The sequence below is a fragment of the Cohnella faecalis genome (assembly GCF_003570905.1).
GTDB lineage: Bacteria > Bacillota > Bacilli > Paenibacillales > Paenibacillaceae > Cohnella > Cohnella faecalis.
On the sequence record NZ_QXJM01000016.1, the window covers coordinates 34,301 to 50,678 of the forward strand.

Consider the following 16,378-nt stretch of genomic DNA (forward strand, 5'->3'; position numbering starts at 1 on the left):
TGCGGGTTCCGCTTTCGTTTGTACATTGCGGCTCAACCGCCGCTGCTTCCGCCGCTATCGTTGGATTTTCCGCCTTCGCCTTCTTGCCCGCCTTCTTTTTTACCCGATTCCTTCGCGGTTGGAGTTAATTCTTCTTTCACAACGGTTTGCAGCAGCTTCATAATCTCAAGCTTGAACAGAGGGTTCTGGATCGACTCGGATACGGAAGCTTGAATCTGCTTGCGGTATTCGGTCGATTTCATCGCGTCGAACAGGATGCGTTGCATTTCCGGGGTCTTGAACGTTGAGACGAGCTCGCTTTGGTAAGTCGGATCCTTCATCAAATCCTTATGGATCTGCTTGTTGTCGCTGCTGACCGCTTTGGCGAATTCGCCGGCGAATTTCGGATTTTTCATAATAGTCTCGAGCACCTTGCTGTAATCGGGCGACGTTAGAATGTCTTTGACGGCGATTCGGACCTGTTCTTGATCTTGGACGGTCAGACCTTTCATATGCAGCGTGCTTTCTCCGTACTGCGCGGATTGCGCTTTTTCGAGCGCTTGCTGAGCTTCCTGAGAGCCGAGAATATCGATAACCATGGATTTGACTTCTTTGTAGCTCATCTGATTGTCGCCGCTTCCTGACGATTCGGGACCGCAGGACACAAGCGTGAAGGTTAACCCGATGACGGCGCCGAGCGCAGGCAACCGATAACGACGCATACCGACCTTCTCCCTTCTATGGGGATGATGGATGTAGTATGCGACGCGACAGGGCGGAATATAAGGGGGCGATTCATGGCTTTTTGGCTGTATCGTTGGTAAAATGGAGAGGAAATGACAGAGGAGGCGTCAAGACTTGAATTTGCGAAAATGGATGAGGTTATTCGGTTTGACGATTTTGACCGGAGGCTTGGTGACGACCGTGGCTGGCGTCATTATGGTGCTCATGGATCCGGAATTCCGCAATATTGAGGCGGATGGCTGGTTGTTTAACATTGTCATGATGGCATTGAGCGGTTTGGCTCTAGGAGCTTTCGCGCATATGGGCTTTTTCGCGTATTTGACGCTGAACTACATAGCTCGAAGCATTTTCAAACGGCCTTATTTATGGGTAACGTTCCAAGGATTCGTAACGGTCTTTGTACTTGTCGAGATCATGATCAATTTGTACGACACGAATTTTCCGCAAGCGACCTTCTGGTTGCTGCCGCTCGTACTCGTCGCGCTGGCCGCGATCGTGGGATGGTTTAAAGTGAGGGAAACTTCCCGCGGAGCCTGGATTCCCTCGTTTTTCTTCATGGTCACGATCACGGTGCTCGAGGCGAATCCGGGCTTCAAGTCGGGAAGTCTCTCTTCGCTGGTCTACATGCTTCTTCCGTTGTTCATATGCAACACTTACCAAATCATGCAGCTGCACCGGTTGCTGGGAACACCCGCCGAGAAGGAGCGGACCCTGCAAGCCAATTGATCAAGTCGTAGGGAGCTCGTTCCATGTCGTACGGTCCTGCACCGTGTTTCCCTTCGTCTCCGCTTGACCGAGCAGCTGCGATACCGTTACGAATTCGTAGCCTTTGGCCCGCAATTGGTCGATAATGATCGGAAGCGCTTCATGCGTTTGCTTGCAGGAGTCGCTGGCGTGCAGAAGGATGATATCGCCCGGGTGAGCTCGCGTGACGACTCGTTGGACAATATTGTCTACGCCGGGATTTTTCCAATCGAGCGAGTCGGTATCCCATTGAATGACTTTGTAATTGAGACCTTCGGCGATCCGCAGCACCCGTTTGTCGAAGTCTCCGTTCGGCATCCGGATTAGATTGGGGCCTTTGCCCGTCATTTCCGTGAGCACGCCGTGGGCCGTCGAGATCTGATTGCGAATTTCGTCGTCGCCAAGCTGGCTGTAATTGACGTGCTTATGGCCGTGACTGCCGATTTCATAGCCGGAATCGGCGATTCTTTTGACAATATCGGGATGCGTCTTGCTCCATGGAGACGAGAGGAAGAAGGTTACATTTTGCACGCCTTTGTTTTTCAGAATGTCCAAAATCGGGTCTGCTCGTTTTTCACCCCAGCTGATGTCGAACGTAATGGCAACGACTTTTCGTTCCGTCGGCACGCTGTATACAGCGGCAGGCGGATGAGGAGCGAATACGCTGATGTTTTCTTTTTCCACCCAGATAATTCCGGCTGACAGCAAGACGGCTGCGGTTAAAAAAAACAGCCTGCGAATGTGACGTGCATTCCATACGATAAAAAAGTTCATGGGTATCGAAAGGCTCCTTTCCGGTCATGTGGGACGCGCCCAAGGCTTGGCTACTAACCAATGTATGCTTGACCGAGGCAGTTATTCATGAATGGAACAGGAGAGATTGGGATGTTTTCTCGCGTGGCGCTTCTTCGATCATGGAAGGAAATTCGGCCGTATTTTATTTTCTCCATTATTTTGTTTTTTGCGGGAACGGTGGCCGGCGGATCGCCTAATGCGGCCAGCGGATGGCTGGAAGCGCAATTGAACGGCATTTCTGTCATTGCCGAAACGGCGGCAAAATCTGATAATCCCCGGCTCGCGCTCTTTTTGTTAATTGCTTTCAACAATGTTATAAAAGCGATCATTGTCATGTGTGTGGGCATATTCGGCGGTATACTGCCTGTCATTATGCTTGTGGCAAACGGGATGATTATGGGCTACCTGCTCGTCGATCAATCCGAACGCGGGTATAACATGTTCCTTATTATCGTGAAGGGAATACTTCCACATGGAATTTTGGAGCTGCCTGCGATTTTTTTGGCTTGCGCTTTCGGGATACGGTTCGGCTTGACTTTCGCGAGAGGGATCGGCAGAAGCGCGATCGGAAAGGAACGGCCGTGGCAGCCTTTTGTTAATACCGCCGCCGGGTCGGTGCCTGCTCTGGTCTTCGTAACAGGCACGCTTATTGCGGCCGCGTTGATTGAGAGCACTTTTACTTTTTGGTTAATGAAATAATGAGCGGTCAGGAGCCTTAGGGCTCCTTTTTTGTTTCGGAGAAAGGAAGAAAGCGGATCATAAAAAGGGAGGATTTGGTGAATAACAGTAAAACGCGCCGAAGCGGGATCCAATCATCTCGTTCGGGCGGTTTATTCGCAAAGGATGACAGGAGGCCGTTATAGTCGATGCTCGGAATGATGCTAACAGACAAAGAATGCAAAGAACTCGATTACTTGCTGCGCAAAGAGATGGACGAGATGCTGCTGGATATGAGCGATCGACGGCTGGACGGACCGGTGAAGGAAGCGATATCGAAACGCTATAAAGTGATATTTCGCATGTATGCTCGGTTCGCGGCGCCACGGGAGCTGTCCCGGTATGCGCTGGGGCTTCGTTCGCAGCGATAAAAAAAATGTCGATAGAGGGTTGACGCATGCTTGCTCGATATGATAGATTATTACTCGCGCCTCTTACCGAGGACGCCGTCGAACGAAGCGAACGAACAGGTCGGCAAGAAATGAAAAAAAATACCTGTTGCAATCGCCTAGCAAGATGTGATATATTAATCAAGTCGCTGTTACGGCGGCCGGCAACAAAAAGCGAGGCTGAGATGCCAAGCGATTGCTCCTTGAAAACTGAACATCGAGCGTAATACGGATCCCTGAAGACAAGGCTTAGGCCGAGTCGGAAGGACCAAAAAGTAAGACCAGCTTTGAAAGAGCCATCGAGGTTCTTCAATAAAGTGTAACACTTTAATGGAGAGTTTGATCCTGGCTCAGGACGAACGCTGGCGGCGTGCCTAATACATGCAAGTCGAGCGGATCTTTGAGGGAGCTTGCTCCCGATAAGGTTAGCGGCGGACGGGTGAGTAACACGTAGGCAACCTGCCCCTAAGACTGGGATAACATTCGGAAACGAATGCTAAGACCGGATACGCAAGCCTGTCGCATGACGGGCTTGGGAAACACGGAGCAATCTGTGGTTTAGGGATGGGCCTGCGGCGCATTAGCTAGTTGGTGGGGTAACGGCTCACCAAGGCGACGATGCGTAGCCGACCTGAGAGGGTGAACGGCCACACTGGGACTGAGACACGGCCCAGACTCCTACGGGAGGCAGCAGTAGGGAATCTTCCACAATGGGCGCAAGCCTGATGGAGCAACGCCGCGTGAGTGAGGAAGGCTTTCGGGTCGTAAAGCTCTGTTGCCAGGGAAGAATAAGGGTGTGTTAACTGCACATTCGATGACGGTACCTGAGAAGAAAGCCCCGGCTAACTACGTGCCAGCAGCCGCGGTAATACGTAGGGGGCAAGCGTTGTCCGGAATTATTGGGCGTAAAGCGCGCGCAGGCGGTCTTTTAAGTCTGGTGTCTAAGTGCGGGGCTCAACCCCGTGATGCACTGGAAACTGGGAGACTTGAGTGCAGAAGAGGAGAGCGGAATTCCACGTGTAGCGGTGAAATGCGTAGAGATGTGGAGGAACACCAGTGGCGAAGGCGGCTCTCTGGACTGTAACTGACGCTGAGGCGCGAAAGCGTGGGGAGCAAACAGGATTAGATACCCTGGTAGTCCACGCCGTAAACGATGAGTGCTAGGTGTTGGGGGGGTCCACCCCTCGGTGCCGAAGTTAACACATTAAGCACTCCGCCTGGGGAGTACGGTCGCAAGACTGAAACTCAAAGGAATTGACGGGGACCCGCACAAGCAGTGGAGTATGTGGTTTAATTCGAAGCAACGCGAAGAACCTTACCAGGTCTTGACATCCCTCTGACCGGTACAGAGATGTACCTTTCCTTCGGGACAGAGGAGACAGGTGGTGCATGGTTGTCGTCAGCTCGTGTCGTGAGATGTTGGGTTAAGTCCCGCAACGAGCGCAACCCTTGAACTTAGTTGCCAGCACGTTAAGGTGGGCACTCTAGGTTGACTGCCGGTGACAAACCGGAGGAAGGCGGGGATGACGTCAAATCATCATGCCCCTTATGACCTGGGCTACACACGTACTACAATGGCCGGTACAACGGGCTGCGAAGGAGCGATCCGGAGCCAATCCCAGCAAAGCCGGTCTCAGTTCGGATTGTAGGCTGCAACTCGCCTGCATGAAGTCGGAATTGCTAGTAATCGCGGATCAGCATGCCGCGGTGAATACGTTCCCGGGTCTTGTACACACCGCCCGTCACACCACGAGAGTTTACAACACCCGAAGTCGGTGGGGTAACCCGCAAGGGAGCCAGCCGCCGAAGGTGGGGTAGATGATTGGGGTGAAGTCGTAACAAGGTAGCCGTATCGGAAGGTGCGGCTGGATCACCTCCTTTCTAAGGAGCCCGCAAGGGCTAACAAAGTCCACAGCTCGCGTCAGCGAGGTGGCAATCCGTATTGCGCTCGAGTTCAGTTTTGAGGGGGCGAGTCCTTCTCGAAAGAAATACCGCGCATTGTTTGGCGACATGCGCAACCTGTCTGGTGATGATTGCGGAGGGGTTCCACGCGTACCCATCCCGAACACGACCGTTAAGCCCTCCAGCGCCAATGGTACTTGGACCGCAGGGTCCTGGGAGAGTAGGACGTTGCCAGGCAGGCTTTTGTTTTCGCTTTTTTGGCGATTGGAAAATGCCTAGCCGGTTATGCTGGCTGCCATATTGGCCTTTAGCTCAGCTGGTTAGAGCGCACCCCTGATAAGGGTGAGGTCGGTGGTTCGAGTCCACTAAGGCCAACCATCTTCATACTTCCCATGGGGACTTAGCTCAGCTGGGAGAGCACCTGCCTTGCACGCAGGGGGTCAGCGGTTCGATCCCGCTAGTCTCCACCAGATCCACTTTTACGGATTGGTTTGTACCTTGAAAACCGGATAGCGAAAACGAAATGCGCGAAAGACATCATTCGCCTTACTTGCTGTTGGTTTGCAACGGAAGTTGTGAATCAAGAAGTTGACAACGGAGCATTAGCCTTTGGCTAACGCTAGCAGTTGCAACAGGTTAAGCTAATAAGGGCGCACGGAGGATGCCTAGGCGCCAGGAGCCGAAGAAGGACGCGACGAACAGCGATATGCCTCGGGGAGCCGTAAGTGGGCTTTGATCCGGGGATTTCCGAATGGGGAAACCCAGCTGCGGTAATGCGCAGTTACCCTTGACTGAATACATAGGTCATTGGAGGCACACCCGGGGAACTGAAACATCTAAGTACCCGGAGGAGAAGAAAACAAGAGTGATTCCGTCAGTAGCGGCGAGCGAAAGCGGATTAGCCCAAACCTGAGAGCTTGCTCTCAGGGGTTGTGGGACGTCTCACATGGAGTTACAAAGGAGCAGGGTAGACGAAGAGGACTGGAAAGTCCCGTCGTAGAAGGTAACAACCCTGTAGTCGAAAGTCTGCTCCCTCCGAGACGGATCCCGAGTACCGCGGGACACGAGAAACCCCGTGGGAATCCGGCAGGACCATCTGCCAAGGCTAAATACTCCCTGGCGACCGATAGTGAACCAGTACCGTGAGGGAAAGGTGAAAAGCACCGCGGGAGCGGAGTGAAAAAGAACCTGAAACCGTGCGCTTACAAGAAGTCAGAGCCCGATCTAGGGGTGATGGCGTGCCTTTTGTAGAATGAACCGGCGAGTTACGTTCACGTGCAAGGTTAAGCTGAAGAGGCGGAGCCGAAGGGAAACCAAGTCTGAATAGGGCGAATAAGTACGTGGTCGTAGACCCGAAACCGTGTGATCTACCCCTGTGCAGGGTGAAGGTGCGGTAACACGCACTGGAGGCCCGAACTCGTGAGCGTTGAAAAGCTCTGGGATGACGTGGGGGTAGGGGAGAAATTCCAATCGAACTCGGAGATAGCTGGTTCTCCCCGAAATAGCTTTAGGGCTAGCCTCGAGGTTAAGCATCATGGAGGTAGAGCACTGATTGGGTGCGGGGCCCGCCAAGGGTTACCAAGTCCAGTCAAACTCCGAATGCCATGTATGTATACTCGGGAGTCAGACGGCGAGTGCTAAGATCCGTCGTCAAGAGGGAAAGAGCCCAGATCATCAGCTAAGGTCCCCAAGTGTGTGTTAAGTGGGAAAGGATGTGGAGTTGCGAAGACAACCAGGATGTTGGCTTAGAAGCAGCCACCATTTAAAGAGTGCGTAATAGCTCACTGGTCGAGTGACTCTGCGCCGAAAATGTAACGGGGCTAAACACACCACCGAAGCTATGGCATGTACAGCAATGTACTTGGGTAGGGGAGCGTTGTATGCGGATTGAAGTCAGACCGTAAGGACTGGTGGACTGCATAGAAGTGAGAATGCCGGTATGAGTAACGAAAAGATCAGTGAGAATCTGATCCGCCGAAAACCTAAGGGTTCCTGGGGAAGGTTCGTCCGCCCAGGGTAAGTCGGGACCTAAGGCGAGGCCGAAAGGCGTAGTCGAAGGACAACAGGTTGAAATTCCTGTACCACCGTAAATCGTTACGAGCGATGGGGGACGCAGGAGGGCAAGGACGCGAGCGGATGGAAGAGCTCGTCCAAGCAGCAAGAGGGTAGCATAGGCAAATCCGTGCTACGTAACCTCAAACTGTGATGGGGAGGGAAAATTGCAGTACCGAAGGTCCCGTGCTCACGCTGCCAAGAAAAGCCTCTAGCCAGATGAAGGTGCCCGTACCGTAAACCGACACAGGTGGGTGAGATGAATAGTCTAAGGCGCGCGGAAGAACTCTCGTTAAGGAACTCGGCAAAATGACCCCGTAACTTCGGGAGAAGGGGTGCCCCGGTAGTGTGAATAGCACGAGGGGGCCGCAGTGAAGAGGCCCAAGCGACTGTTTAGCAAAAACACAGGTCTGTGCGAAGCCGTAAGGCGAAGTATACGGGCTGACGCCTGCCCGGTGCTGGAAGGTTAAGGGGAGCGGTTAGGGGCAACCCGAAGCTGTGAACCGAAGCCCCAGTAAACGGCGGCCGTAACTATAACGGTCCTAAGGTAGCGAAATTCCTTGTCAGGTAAATTCTGACCCGCACGAATGGCGTAACGATCTTGGGCGCTGTCTCAACGAGAGATCCGGTGAAATTTTAGTACCTGTGAAGATGCAGGTTACCCGCGACGTGACGGAAAGACCCCATGGAGCTTTACTGGAGCTTGATATTGAACTTTGGTACGGTCTGTACAGGATAGGTGGGAGCCTTGGAAGCCTGAGCGCCAGCTTAGGTGGAGGCGCCGTTGGGATACCACCCTGATCGTATCGGAGTTCTAACCTGCCACCCTTATCGGGTGGAGGGACCGTGTCAGGCGGCCAGTTTGACTGGGGCGGTCGCCTCCTAAAGAGTAACGGAGGCGCCCCAAGGTTCCCTCAGCGCGGTTGGAAATCGCGCGAAGAGTGCAAAGGCATAAGGGAGCTTGACTGCGAGACCTACAAGTCGAGCAGGGACGAAAGTCGGGCTTAGTGATCCGGTGGTACCGAATGGAAGGGCCATCGCTCAACGGATAAAAGCTACCCTGGGGATAACAGGCTTATCTCCCCCAAGAGTCCACATCGACGGGGAGGTTTGGCACCTCGATGTCGGCTCATCGCATCCTGGGGCTGAAGTAGGTCCCAAGGGTTGGGCTGTTCGCCCATTAAAGCGGTACGCGAGCTGGGTTCAGAACGTCGTGAGACAGTTCGGTCCCTATCTGTCGCGGGCGTAGGAAATTTGAGAGGGGCTGTCCTTAGTACGAGAGGACCGGGATGGACGCGCCGCTGGTGTACCAGTTGTTCCGCCAGGAGCATCGCTGGGTAGCCAAGCGCGGGAGGGATAAGCGCTGAAAGCATCTAAGCGCGAAGCCCGCCTCAAGATGAGATTTCCCAGTATGTAAGACCCCTGGAAGAACACCAGGTTGATAGGCTCGGGGTGGAAGCGCGGCAACGTGTGCAGCTGACGAGTACTAATCGGTCGAGGGCTTATCCTAACAAACACAGGTAAGAGATGTTTTCTCGCTCATTTCGTTTTCGCATCCGGTTTTCAGGGCGCAAGCTCTGAAACAAGCGCATTACCGGTCTGGTGATGATTGCGGAGGGGTTCCACGCGTACCCATCCCGAACACGACCGTTAAGCCCTCCAGCGCCAATGGTACTTGGACCGCAGGGTCCTGGGAGAGTAGGACGTTGCCAGGCCGGGAAGCTTTGTTTTATAATGATTTAGTCGCCTTATTCATAAGGCCTCAGACATTCCCTGATAGCTCAGCTGGTAGAGCACTCGACTGTTAATCGAGTTGTCACAGGTTCGAGTCCTGTTCGGGGAGCCACGCTCTCATAGCTCAGTAGGTAGAGTGCATCCATGGTAAGGATGAGGTCACCGGTTCGATCCCGGTTGAGAGCTCCACTTTTCTATTCACACGGCCCGTTGGTCAAGAGGTTAAGACACCTCCCTTTCACGGAGGTAACGGGGGTTCGATTCCCCCACGGGTCACCAACCCATATGGAGGCTTAGCTCAGCCGGGAGAGCATCTGCCTTACAAGCAGAGGGTCGGGGGTTCGATCCCCTCAGCCTCCACCATTTATTAATCCGCGCTAATCGTTGGGGATTAGCCAAGCGGTAAGGCAACGGACTTTGACTCCGTCATTCCTAGGTTCGATCCCTAGATCCCCAGCCATTTTTTAGAGCCATTAGCTCAGTTGGTAGAGCACCTGACTTTTAATCAGGGTGTCGAAGGTTCGAGTCCTTCATGGCTCACCACCTTCATTTTTCTTACGTGCGCGTATGGCGGAATTGGCAGACGCACCAGACTTAGGATCTGGCGGGCGACCGTGGGGGTTCAAGTCCCTCTACGCGCACCAACTTCAACAGACAAAAGCTTTCATGGTCATTACTGACATGAAAGCTTTTTTATTATCTTTGTTATGCGGCCGTGTGGCCTGCACTATACTTATCATTAAACTCTTCTTAGGAAGGGTTTTTATTTTTTTAAAACGAATGCAGCATTCGAGAACTAGTAAGGATTTGCGACCAACAATAACGGAGGCGTCGATTCCAGATCGACTTCGCCGCTTACGCGCCTGATTTCATCCGTCAGATAAGTCAAGACGAGGCTTCGCCCTTTGGCTTCCTTCTTCGTTAAAATGCCCAGATCGGGGCCTGCTATCATGTCGGAGACGGCTTTGACGACCGTCCCGGTAATGGGCGGCGAGATGGAGACGAGCGGGGCGAGCGCGATGCCGAGCTTCGCCTGCACGAAATATTTGAGCGAGTTAATGCCGGTAATCTCGATGCTGCTTTGGCGCAGCATGCCGATTTTTTCGGCGATTGCTTCCTCGACGCGTATACGGAACGGGCAAGTGCCGGGCGTCATAATAAATTTCTCATCCTTCAGATCCAAAATATGGAGCTTGTCCAGATCGGCCAGCGGATGATCGGCGGGCAGCAGCAGGCCGAACGTCTCTGTCAGCAGATGCTCGAACGAAAGCTCGATATGCGGTTCGGGGCGATTGCAGAACGCGAGGTCAATCTCTTCGTTCAGCAGCATATCGACCAGCCCTTTGTTGGAGCCGATGGAAACTTTAATTTGGACTTTCGGTCTCTTTAGCGCAAAAGACGACAAGATCGCAGGGAATCGGTTGCTTGCGGAAGGCTCAGAGATGCCGATCCGGATAATGCCCGCATCTCCGTCTCTGTAATCGCGCAGCTCATTTTCAAATTCGTCGTATTGGTTCAGCAGCTTCTCCGCTTTCTGGAGAAAAAACCTCCCCGCGCTAGTCAATTCCGTCGTCTTGCCCCGCTCGAACAGCTTAATGCCCAATTCATCCTCCAGCTTCTTCACCTGCACAGTAATCGTCGGCTGCGAATACTGCAGCGCCTTCGCCGCTTCATGGAAGCTTCCGAGCTTTACGATCGTAAGGAACGTCTTGATGAGTCTAATTTCCACTGTTGTCCGCTCTCCTTACTTAGTTTAATTTTTATAAACTGCTTCTTTATTTTTTTCAATTATACATAATCGAACCTATCGTCTATTATAACAGACATAGAAATAATAAACCAAGCGGAATACTAAGAATTAAATAGGAGGATGTTTTCATGTCACAGGAAAGTTTGTACGTGCGCCGCGCGCCTAGTTTTTCTTCCAAGCTGTTCGGTCTAGCCCCGGAGGCGTTCACTGCATTCGGAGAATTTAACAAGCAAGCGCTGGCCGAGGGCGCGTTGACCGTCAGAGTAAAGGAATTAATCGCGGTCGGAATCACGCACATTACCGGCTGCCCTTATTGTATAGAAGCGCACACGGGCAAGGCGAAGGCGGAGCAAGCATCGCTCAGCGAGCTGGCCGAAGTGATTGCGGTGGCTGCCGCAGTCAATGCGCACGCTTCCTACTATCACGGGGTAAACCTGCTGGCTGCTTACGAAGGCGGGCACCCGGAGGGAAGCGATTTGTATCCGCTGGGCAATCTGGCTCGCGTGGAAAAATTGGCCGAGCTTAACCCGCATGGAGCGACATCCTTCGAACGTTATGTAGATCAGGCGCTCAAACCCGGCAAGCTGACCGAGAAGGAAAAGCTTCTGATCGCTGTAGGGGCCGCATTCGTTACCGGAGGAGCATACAGCATCGAAATCTTCACCGCGCAGGCCAAAGCAGCCGGCGTTACGCTGCAGGAAATCGCCGAGGCGCTGCTGGTAGCCGCCGTGCTCAATGCCGGCGCCGTTGTGGGGCATCGAGTGAACGCGCTGCATGCTTACGAGCGGGTGAGCCTATGACGACGGCTAATGCACGGCTCCGCGGCGGAACGGATGATCTGAAGGAGCAGCTAGTTGCCTGGAGGAGACACCTTCATCGGCATCCCGAGCTTTCCTTCCAGGAACACAACACGGCGGATTTCGTCGAGGAGCGGCTGCGCGGCTTCGGCGGGCTTGAGATTAAGCGGCTGACGCCGACAAGCGTCATCGCCCGGTTGATCGGGGCGTATCCGGGCAAGACGCTGGCGTTGCGCGCCGATATGGACGCATTGCCGATTCAAGAGGAGAACGGACACGAATTCGTATCGCAAGCGCCGGGCGTCATGCATGCTTGCGGACATGACGGACACACCTCGATGCTGCTGGCGGCGGCGAAGCTGCTTGCAGCAAGAAAGGACAAGCTGCACGGCGAAATTCGCTTTATATTCCAGCATGCGGAGGAATTGCCGCCTGGTGGCGCGCGCGAGCTGGTGGAGGCCGGAGCGGTCGACGGCGTGGACTGGATACTCGGCGAGCACTTGTCCTCGCTGCTGCCGCTCGGGCAGATCGGGCTCGGATACGGGGCGACGGCTGCTTCGCCGGACAATTTCTCCATTGTTATTAAGGGCAGCGGAGGCCATGCCGGCTCGCCGCACCGATCTGTCGATTCTATCGCTATAGGCGCGCAGGTCGTGACGAATTTGCAGCATATCGTCTCACGCAATACCGATCCACTGGAACGGCTGGTCGTGTCGGTTACGCAGTTCACCGCGGGCGCATCGAATAACGTCATTCCCGACACGGCCTTGCTGCGCGGCACTGTACGCTGCTTCGACGACAACCTGCGCCGGGAAGTTTCGCGGCAGATCGAGCGGCTAGTCGCAGGAATAACGTCGGCACACGGAGCTTCCTACGAGATCGATTACCTGTTCGGCTACGATCCGGTCGTGAACGACGACAAGCTGACGCGCATTATCGAGGAAGTTGCCGGCGAGGTCGCAGGCGCCGGGCAGGTGTCGATACTGCCGCCGGGGATGGGAGCCGAGGACTTCTCGGCCTATCAGCGGAAGGTGCCGGGCACGTTCGTTATGATCGGCGCGGGCAATCCGAGCCGAGGCATCATTCATCCGCATCATCATCCGAAGTTCGATTTCGACGAGGACGCTCTGCCGATCGGCACGGAGTTGTTCCTCCAAGTCGCAGAACGGCTGCTCGAATGGGAGCCGTAAATCCAACCTATAACCTATGGAGAGGGAGATTCATATGAACAGAAATTCAAAAAAATCGTTCGGTTACCTTCTGACTGCGATGCTGGCTTTTGCGGTGATCGTCAGCGGATGCAGCTCGAACAACGGCAATAACGCTGCTTCGTCGCCTGCCGCGTCTTCGGGAGCGCCGTCCGCTTCGAATACGGACGGCGGAGAGAAGACGGTGGACACGCTGCGTTACCCGCTGACACTTACGTTTGCCTCGCTCGATCCGCATCTGGTGCCGACGGGCGGCGTAGCGAACATAGACCGCCATATCTATGAGCAACTGGTGGCGTTCAATACCAAATACGAGCCGAAGCCGGTTCTCGCCACGGAAATTCAAGTGAGCGAAGACGGCAAGACGTATACGTTCCCGCTCCGCAAAGGCGTCAAGTTCCACAACGGCAAGGAATTGAAGGCCGAGGACGTCGTCGCTTCGCTCAACCGCTGGAAAGAAAAGACGGCACGCGTCCAAACTTCGTTCGGCGATTCCCTCTTCAAGGCGGTGGACGAGTATACAGTGGCGATTACGCTCGCTCAGCCGAGCAACGACGTGCCGCTGCAGCTTGCGAGCTACTTGCAGTTTTCCGCGATAACGACGAAGGAAGCGATCGAGTCGGCCGGACCGGACGGCTTGACGGAAATTATCGGCACCGGCCCTTACAAATATGTGGAGTACAAGCAGGATCAATATGTCCACCTGACCCGTTTCGACGATTACGTCTCTCCCGAAGGACCGCAGGACGGTGTAATCGGCAAGAAGGAAGCGCTGGTTAAGGATATTTACTTCGACCTGATTCCCGACGGCTCGACGGCGTTTAACGCATTCCTTGCCGGGGATTACGATTTCGCCAGCGTGTCCGTCGACAACTTGCCGCAAGTGCAGAGCTTGTCCGACGTGAAGCTGAACAAGGTGTTTGCGGGAGAGCTCAACATCGTGTTCAACAAGAAGGCGCCGTTCCCGTCGAATTTGAAGTTCCGCGAAGCGATCGCCGCCGCGCTGGACGCCGAGCAGGTGCTGGAGGGATATACGTCCGATCCGGAGCTGTACCGCCTCAATTCGAGCTTGGTAACGCCGGACAACGCGGAATGGTACAGTAAAGCCGGATCTGAAAAGTATAACCAGAAAAACCCTGAGCTGGCGAAGCAATTGTTGAAGGAGGCTGGCTATAACGGAGAAGAGCTCGTCTTCCTGACGACTCGCGATTCCGCGGGAGCTTTCTATAACGCAACCGTTCTTGTCGTGGATCAACTGCAGAAGATCGGCATCAAGGCAAAAATCGACACATACGACTTCACGACGATGATCGCCCGTCGCGGCGATCCGGCCGCATGGGATATCTACGTCGGCTCGTTCTCCAATCAGGCGAGCCCGTCGCAGGTATTGTTCCTTGGCAAGTCGTACGGATGGCCCGAAGACGAGCAATTGCAGCAGCTGATCCGCAATACGACGACGGCGCTGACGCCGGAAGCGAAGAAAGCGGCATCCGACGCGCTGCACGCCTACCATTGGAACTACCTTGGCGCTGTGAAAATCGGAGATACCGGCACTTATTACGCGAATCGCAACAATGTCGTCGGCTACCAGTTTTTTGAAGGACCGATTCTATGGAATACGAAGGTATTGAAGAAATAAGCGATAGAGGCGCTTGTGGGGGGAGGGATGAACCATGCTGGCCTTTGTAGGAAAACGGTGCTTCTATCTGCTCATCGTGCTGTTCATCCTGTCGGTGGTTGTCTTCTCGATTATCTATCTCATACCCGGCGATCCCGCTCTGGCGCTGCTCGGAGATACGGCGACCCCGGAAATGCTGGAGGCGCTGCGGTCGGACATGGGCCTTCATCGTTCGGTCGTCGAGCAGTACGGGCTATGGATCGTCCAATTGCTGCAAGGCGACCTCGGCCAGTCGTACGCGTTGAAGCAGCCGGTATGGGATGCGATTATCGAGCGGCTGTCTCCCACTTTGTCCATCGCCGTGCTGGCGCAGGGGATTGCGATTGTCATTGCGATCCCTCTCGGGCTATTCGCCGCATCGCGGCCGGGAACAGCCGCCGATCGGACGGTTCGAGGCTTTACGCTGCTCGGGATGACGGTTCCCAGCTTCCTGCTCGGCTTGTTCATGATGCTGCTGTTTGCCGTTCAGCTGAAGTGGCTGCCGGTATCGGGCTACAAGCCGGTCAGCGCGGGCTTCGGTTTATATTTGAAGCATCTCATTATGCCGTCGGTAGCGCTTGGCATCATTCATTCCGCTCTGCTGTCGCGCATTACGCGCTCTGCGATGCTGGAGGTGCTGGGCGAGAGCTACATCCGAACCGCGAGAGCGAAGGGCGTTCGCGAGAGCCGCATCGTCTACTGGCACGGCTTGCGCAACGCGTTGATGCCGATCGTGACGGTCATCGGCCAGTCGTTCGGCGCGCTGATCGCCGGAGCGGCCGTGGTCGAGTCGATCTTCAACATTCCGGGACTGGGACAGCTGCTTGTCAATTCGGTGCAGCGAAGAGATTATGCCGTCATTCAAGGCGTTGTGTTGTTCGTCGCAACGTTGACGGTGCTGCTTAATTTGCTCGTCGATCTGCTCTATGCGGTCATCGATCCCCGCGTCAGACTGAATCGGTAAAGAGAAGAAGGGAGGAAGGGCACAATGGCCGCTGAAAAGTCGGCGCGGTTCGAAACCGCGAAACGAAAGCCGGTGTCGAACGAGGCGGCGGACCGAAAAACGCCGCTCCGCAAGCTGGCCTCGAATAAGGAGCTGCTGTTTAGCGGCATCGCAGTGGCGATCATCGGCATTGTCGCACTGCTTCCGGGGTTGTTCGCTACGCACGATCCTTACGGGCTTGACGTGGCGAGCCGATTTCAGAAGCCCGGTCCGGCCCATCTCTTCGGCACCGACAACTTCGGGAGAGACATCTTCAGCCGAACGGTTTACGGACTGCAAATTTCCGTTCTCGTCGGCTTGGGCGTGGCGATCCTGTCCGGTCTGCTCGGTCTGCTGATCGGTTTGTATGCAGGCTTTTACCGCGTGCTGGATCAGCTGTTCATGCGCATCTCCGACGGCTTGATCGCTTTTCCGAGCATTTTGCTGGCGCTGGCGATCATGTCGATGCTCGGACCGAGCATCGGCAATCTGATGCTGTGTCTGACGGCTGTCATTACGCCGAATGTTGCCCGCGTCGTCCGTTCCGGCGTGCTTGTCATCCGCGAGCAGACGTATGTGGAGGCGATGCACGCGCTTGGCGCCTCCGGAACCCGCATATTATGGCGGCACATTGCCCCCAATACGATGTCGGTGCTGATCGTGCAGACGACGTTCATCTTCGTCGAGGTCATTATCGTGGAAGCGGCGCTCAGCTTTCTGGGCGCGGGCATTCCTTCGCCGACACCGAGTCTAGGCAACTTATTGCTGGACGGCAAAATGTATATTTTCAATTCTTGGTGGATGACTGTTTTTCCCGGGGCGGCGCTGTTTACAGTAGCGCTCGTCTTTAACCTGCTCGGCGACGGGCTGCGCGATTATCTCGATCCGCATGCCGATTCCGCCGGCGGCAAATCGGGGAGGAAGTGAG

At 54.6% G+C, this 16,378-nt stretch carries 11 protein-coding genes, 9 tRNA genes and 4 rRNA genes; 21 read left to right on the plus strand and 3 right to left on the minus strand.

Annotation, left to right across the window (positions count from 1 at the left end; genetic code table 11):
• Positions 1-32: 32 nt before the first annotated feature.
• Positions 33-701 carry a spore germination lipoprotein GerD gene (gene gerD, locus D3H35_RS02430; RefSeq protein ID WP_119147622.1) on the minus strand — a complete coding sequence of 223 codons (669 nt, stop codon included), beginning with the start codon at positions 699-701 and terminating at the stop codon, positions 33-35.
• Between the two features lie 136 nt (positions 702-837).
• Between gerD and D3H35_RS02435 the strand changes: the two genes are divergently transcribed.
• On the plus strand, positions 838-1,449 hold the full coding sequence (locus D3H35_RS02435; protein ID WP_119147623.1) for a KinB-signaling pathway activation protein: 612 nt from the start codon (positions 838-840) through the stop codon (positions 1,447-1,449).
• Here D3H35_RS02435 and pdaB read toward each other — a convergent pair whose 3' ends face one another.
• On the minus strand, positions 1,450-2,241 hold the full coding sequence (pdaB, locus tag D3H35_RS02440; protein WP_119147624.1) for a polysaccharide deacetylase family sporulation protein PdaB: 792 nt from the start codon (positions 2,239-2,241) through the stop codon (positions 1,450-1,452).
• A 111-nt stretch (positions 2,242-2,352) separates the two neighbouring features.
• Between pdaB and D3H35_RS02445 the strand changes: the two genes are divergently transcribed.
• The 15 genes from D3H35_RS02445 (at position 2,353) to D3H35_RS02515 (ending at position 9,700) form a co-directional block, all read left to right on the plus strand.
• Positions 2,353-2,961 (plus strand): stage II sporulation protein M, encoded by a 609-nt coding sequence (locus tag D3H35_RS02445; protein WP_158593906.1) that lies wholly within the window; start codon positions 2,353-2,355, stop codon positions 2,959-2,961.
• Between the two features lie 167 nt (positions 2,962-3,128).
• The gene (locus D3H35_RS02450; RefSeq protein ID WP_119147626.1) at positions 3,129-3,350 is read left to right on the plus strand and encodes a hypothetical protein; all 222 of its coding nucleotides are present in this window, start codon (positions 3,129-3,131) and stop codon (positions 3,348-3,350) included.
• A 345-nt stretch (positions 3,351-3,695) separates the two neighbouring features.
• A 16S ribosomal RNA gene (locus tag D3H35_RS02455) occupies positions 3,696-5,249 on the plus strand.
• Between the two features lie 141 nt (positions 5,250-5,390).
• Positions 5,391-5,507 (plus strand): 5S ribosomal RNA (rrf, locus tag D3H35_RS02460).
• 64 nt (positions 5,508-5,571) lie between these two features.
• Positions 5,572-5,648, plus strand: a tRNA-Ile gene (locus tag D3H35_RS02465).
• A gap of 16 nt (positions 5,649-5,664) precedes the next feature.
• Positions 5,665-5,740: transfer RNA gene (locus D3H35_RS02470), tRNA-Ala, on the plus strand.
• Positions 5,741-5,904: 164 nt separating this feature from the next.
• A 23S ribosomal RNA gene (locus D3H35_RS02475) occupies positions 5,905-8,832 on the plus strand.
• Positions 8,833-8,920: 88 nt separating this feature from the next.
• Positions 8,921-9,037 (plus strand): 5S ribosomal RNA (rrf, locus tag D3H35_RS02480).
• Together the 16S, 23S and 5S rRNA genes with 9 tRNA genes alongside form the textbook arrangement of a ribosomal RNA operon.
• 55 nt (positions 9,038-9,092) lie before the next feature.
• Positions 9,093-9,168 (plus strand) — tRNA-Asn (locus tag D3H35_RS02485).
• A gap of 1 nt (position 9,169) precedes the next feature.
• Positions 9,170-9,245: transfer RNA gene (locus D3H35_RS02490), tRNA-Thr, on the plus strand.
• Between the two features lie 15 nt (positions 9,246-9,260).
• Positions 9,261-9,335 (plus strand) — tRNA-Glu (locus D3H35_RS02495).
• Between the two features lie 8 nt (positions 9,336-9,343).
• A tRNA-Val gene (locus tag D3H35_RS02500) sits at positions 9,344-9,419 on the plus strand.
• Between the two features lie 22 nt (positions 9,420-9,441).
• Positions 9,442-9,516: transfer RNA gene (locus tag D3H35_RS02505), tRNA-Gln, on the plus strand.
• A gap of 7 nt (positions 9,517-9,523) precedes the next feature.
• Positions 9,524-9,599: transfer RNA gene (locus D3H35_RS02510), tRNA-Lys, on the plus strand.
• Between the two features lie 18 nt (positions 9,600-9,617).
• Positions 9,618-9,700, plus strand: a tRNA-Leu gene (locus D3H35_RS02515).
• Between the two features lie 152 nt (positions 9,701-9,852).
• Here D3H35_RS02515 and D3H35_RS02520 read toward each other — a convergent pair.
• Entirely contained in the window at positions 9,853-10,785 is a 933-nt protein-coding gene (locus tag D3H35_RS02520) for a LysR family transcriptional regulator (protein ID WP_119147627.1), read from the minus strand.
• Between the two features lie 149 nt (positions 10,786-10,934).
• Here D3H35_RS02520 and D3H35_RS02525 point away from each other — a divergent pair, with 149 nt between their 5' ends.
• Genes D3H35_RS02525 through D3H35_RS02545 form a run of 5 tightly spaced genes read left to right on the plus strand, consistent with a single transcriptional unit; the run spans position 10,935 to position 16,377 of the window.
• Entirely contained in the window at positions 10,935-11,606 is a 672-nt protein-coding gene (locus D3H35_RS02525; RefSeq protein ID WP_119147628.1) for a carboxymuconolactone decarboxylase family protein, read from the plus strand.
• The gene (locus tag D3H35_RS02530) at positions 11,603-12,793 is read left to right on the plus strand and encodes an amidohydrolase (protein WP_119147629.1); all 1,191 of its coding nucleotides are present in this window, start codon (positions 11,603-11,605) and stop codon (positions 12,791-12,793) included. The genes D3H35_RS02525 and D3H35_RS02530 overlap by 4 nt, the downstream gene beginning before the upstream one ends.
• 34 nt (positions 12,794-12,827) lie before the next feature.
• The gene (locus tag D3H35_RS02535) at positions 12,828-14,450 is read left to right on the plus strand and encodes an ABC transporter substrate-binding protein (protein WP_158593907.1); all 1,623 of its coding nucleotides are present in this window, start codon (positions 12,828-12,830) and stop codon (positions 14,448-14,450) included.
• A 34-nt stretch (positions 14,451-14,484) separates the two neighbouring features.
• Positions 14,485-15,432 carry an ABC transporter permease gene (locus D3H35_RS02540; RefSeq protein ID WP_119147631.1) on the plus strand — a complete coding sequence of 316 codons (948 nt, stop codon included), beginning with the start codon at positions 14,485-14,487 and terminating at the stop codon, positions 15,430-15,432.
• A 24-nt stretch (positions 15,433-15,456) separates the two neighbouring features.
• Positions 15,457-16,377, plus strand: a complete 921-nt coding sequence (locus D3H35_RS02545) for an ABC transporter permease (protein ID WP_119147632.1) — start codon at positions 15,457-15,459, stop codon at positions 16,375-16,377.
• Position 16,378: the final 1 nt, after the last annotated feature.

Excerpts from the sequence above, each read along its gene's own strand:
- gerD (WP_119147622.1), bottom strand. The coding sequence starts at position 701 with ATGCGTCGTTATCGGTTGCCTGCGCTCGGCGCCGTCATCGGGTTAACC.
- pdaB (WP_119147624.1), bottom strand. The coding sequence starts at position 2,241 with ATGAACTTTTTTATCGTATGGAATGCACGTCACATTCGCAGGCTGTTT.
- D3H35_RS02445 (WP_158593906.1), top strand. The coding sequence starts at position 2,353 with ATGTTTTCTCGCGTGGCGCTTCTTCGATCATGGAAGGAAATTCGGCCG.
- D3H35_RS02450 (WP_119147626.1), top strand. The coding sequence starts at position 3,129 with ATGCTCGGAATGATGCTAACAGACAAAGAATGCAAAGAACTCGATTAC.
- D3H35_RS02525 (WP_119147628.1), top strand. The coding sequence starts at position 10,935 with ATGTCACAGGAAAGTTTGTACGTGCGCCGCGCGCCTAGTTTTTCTTCC.
- D3H35_RS02530 (WP_119147629.1), top strand. The coding sequence starts at position 11,603 with ATGACGACGGCTAATGCACGGCTCCGCGGCGGAACGGATGATCTGAAG.
- D3H35_RS02535 (WP_158593907.1), top strand. The coding sequence starts at position 12,828 with ATGAACAGAAATTCAAAAAAATCGTTCGGTTACCTTCTGACTGCGATG.
- D3H35_RS02540 (WP_119147631.1), top strand. The coding sequence starts at position 14,485 with ATGCTGGCCTTTGTAGGAAAACGGTGCTTCTATCTGCTCATCGTGCTG.
- D3H35_RS02545 (WP_119147632.1), top strand. The coding sequence starts at position 15,457 with ATGGCCGCTGAAAAGTCGGCGCGGTTCGAAACCGCGAAACGAAAGCCG.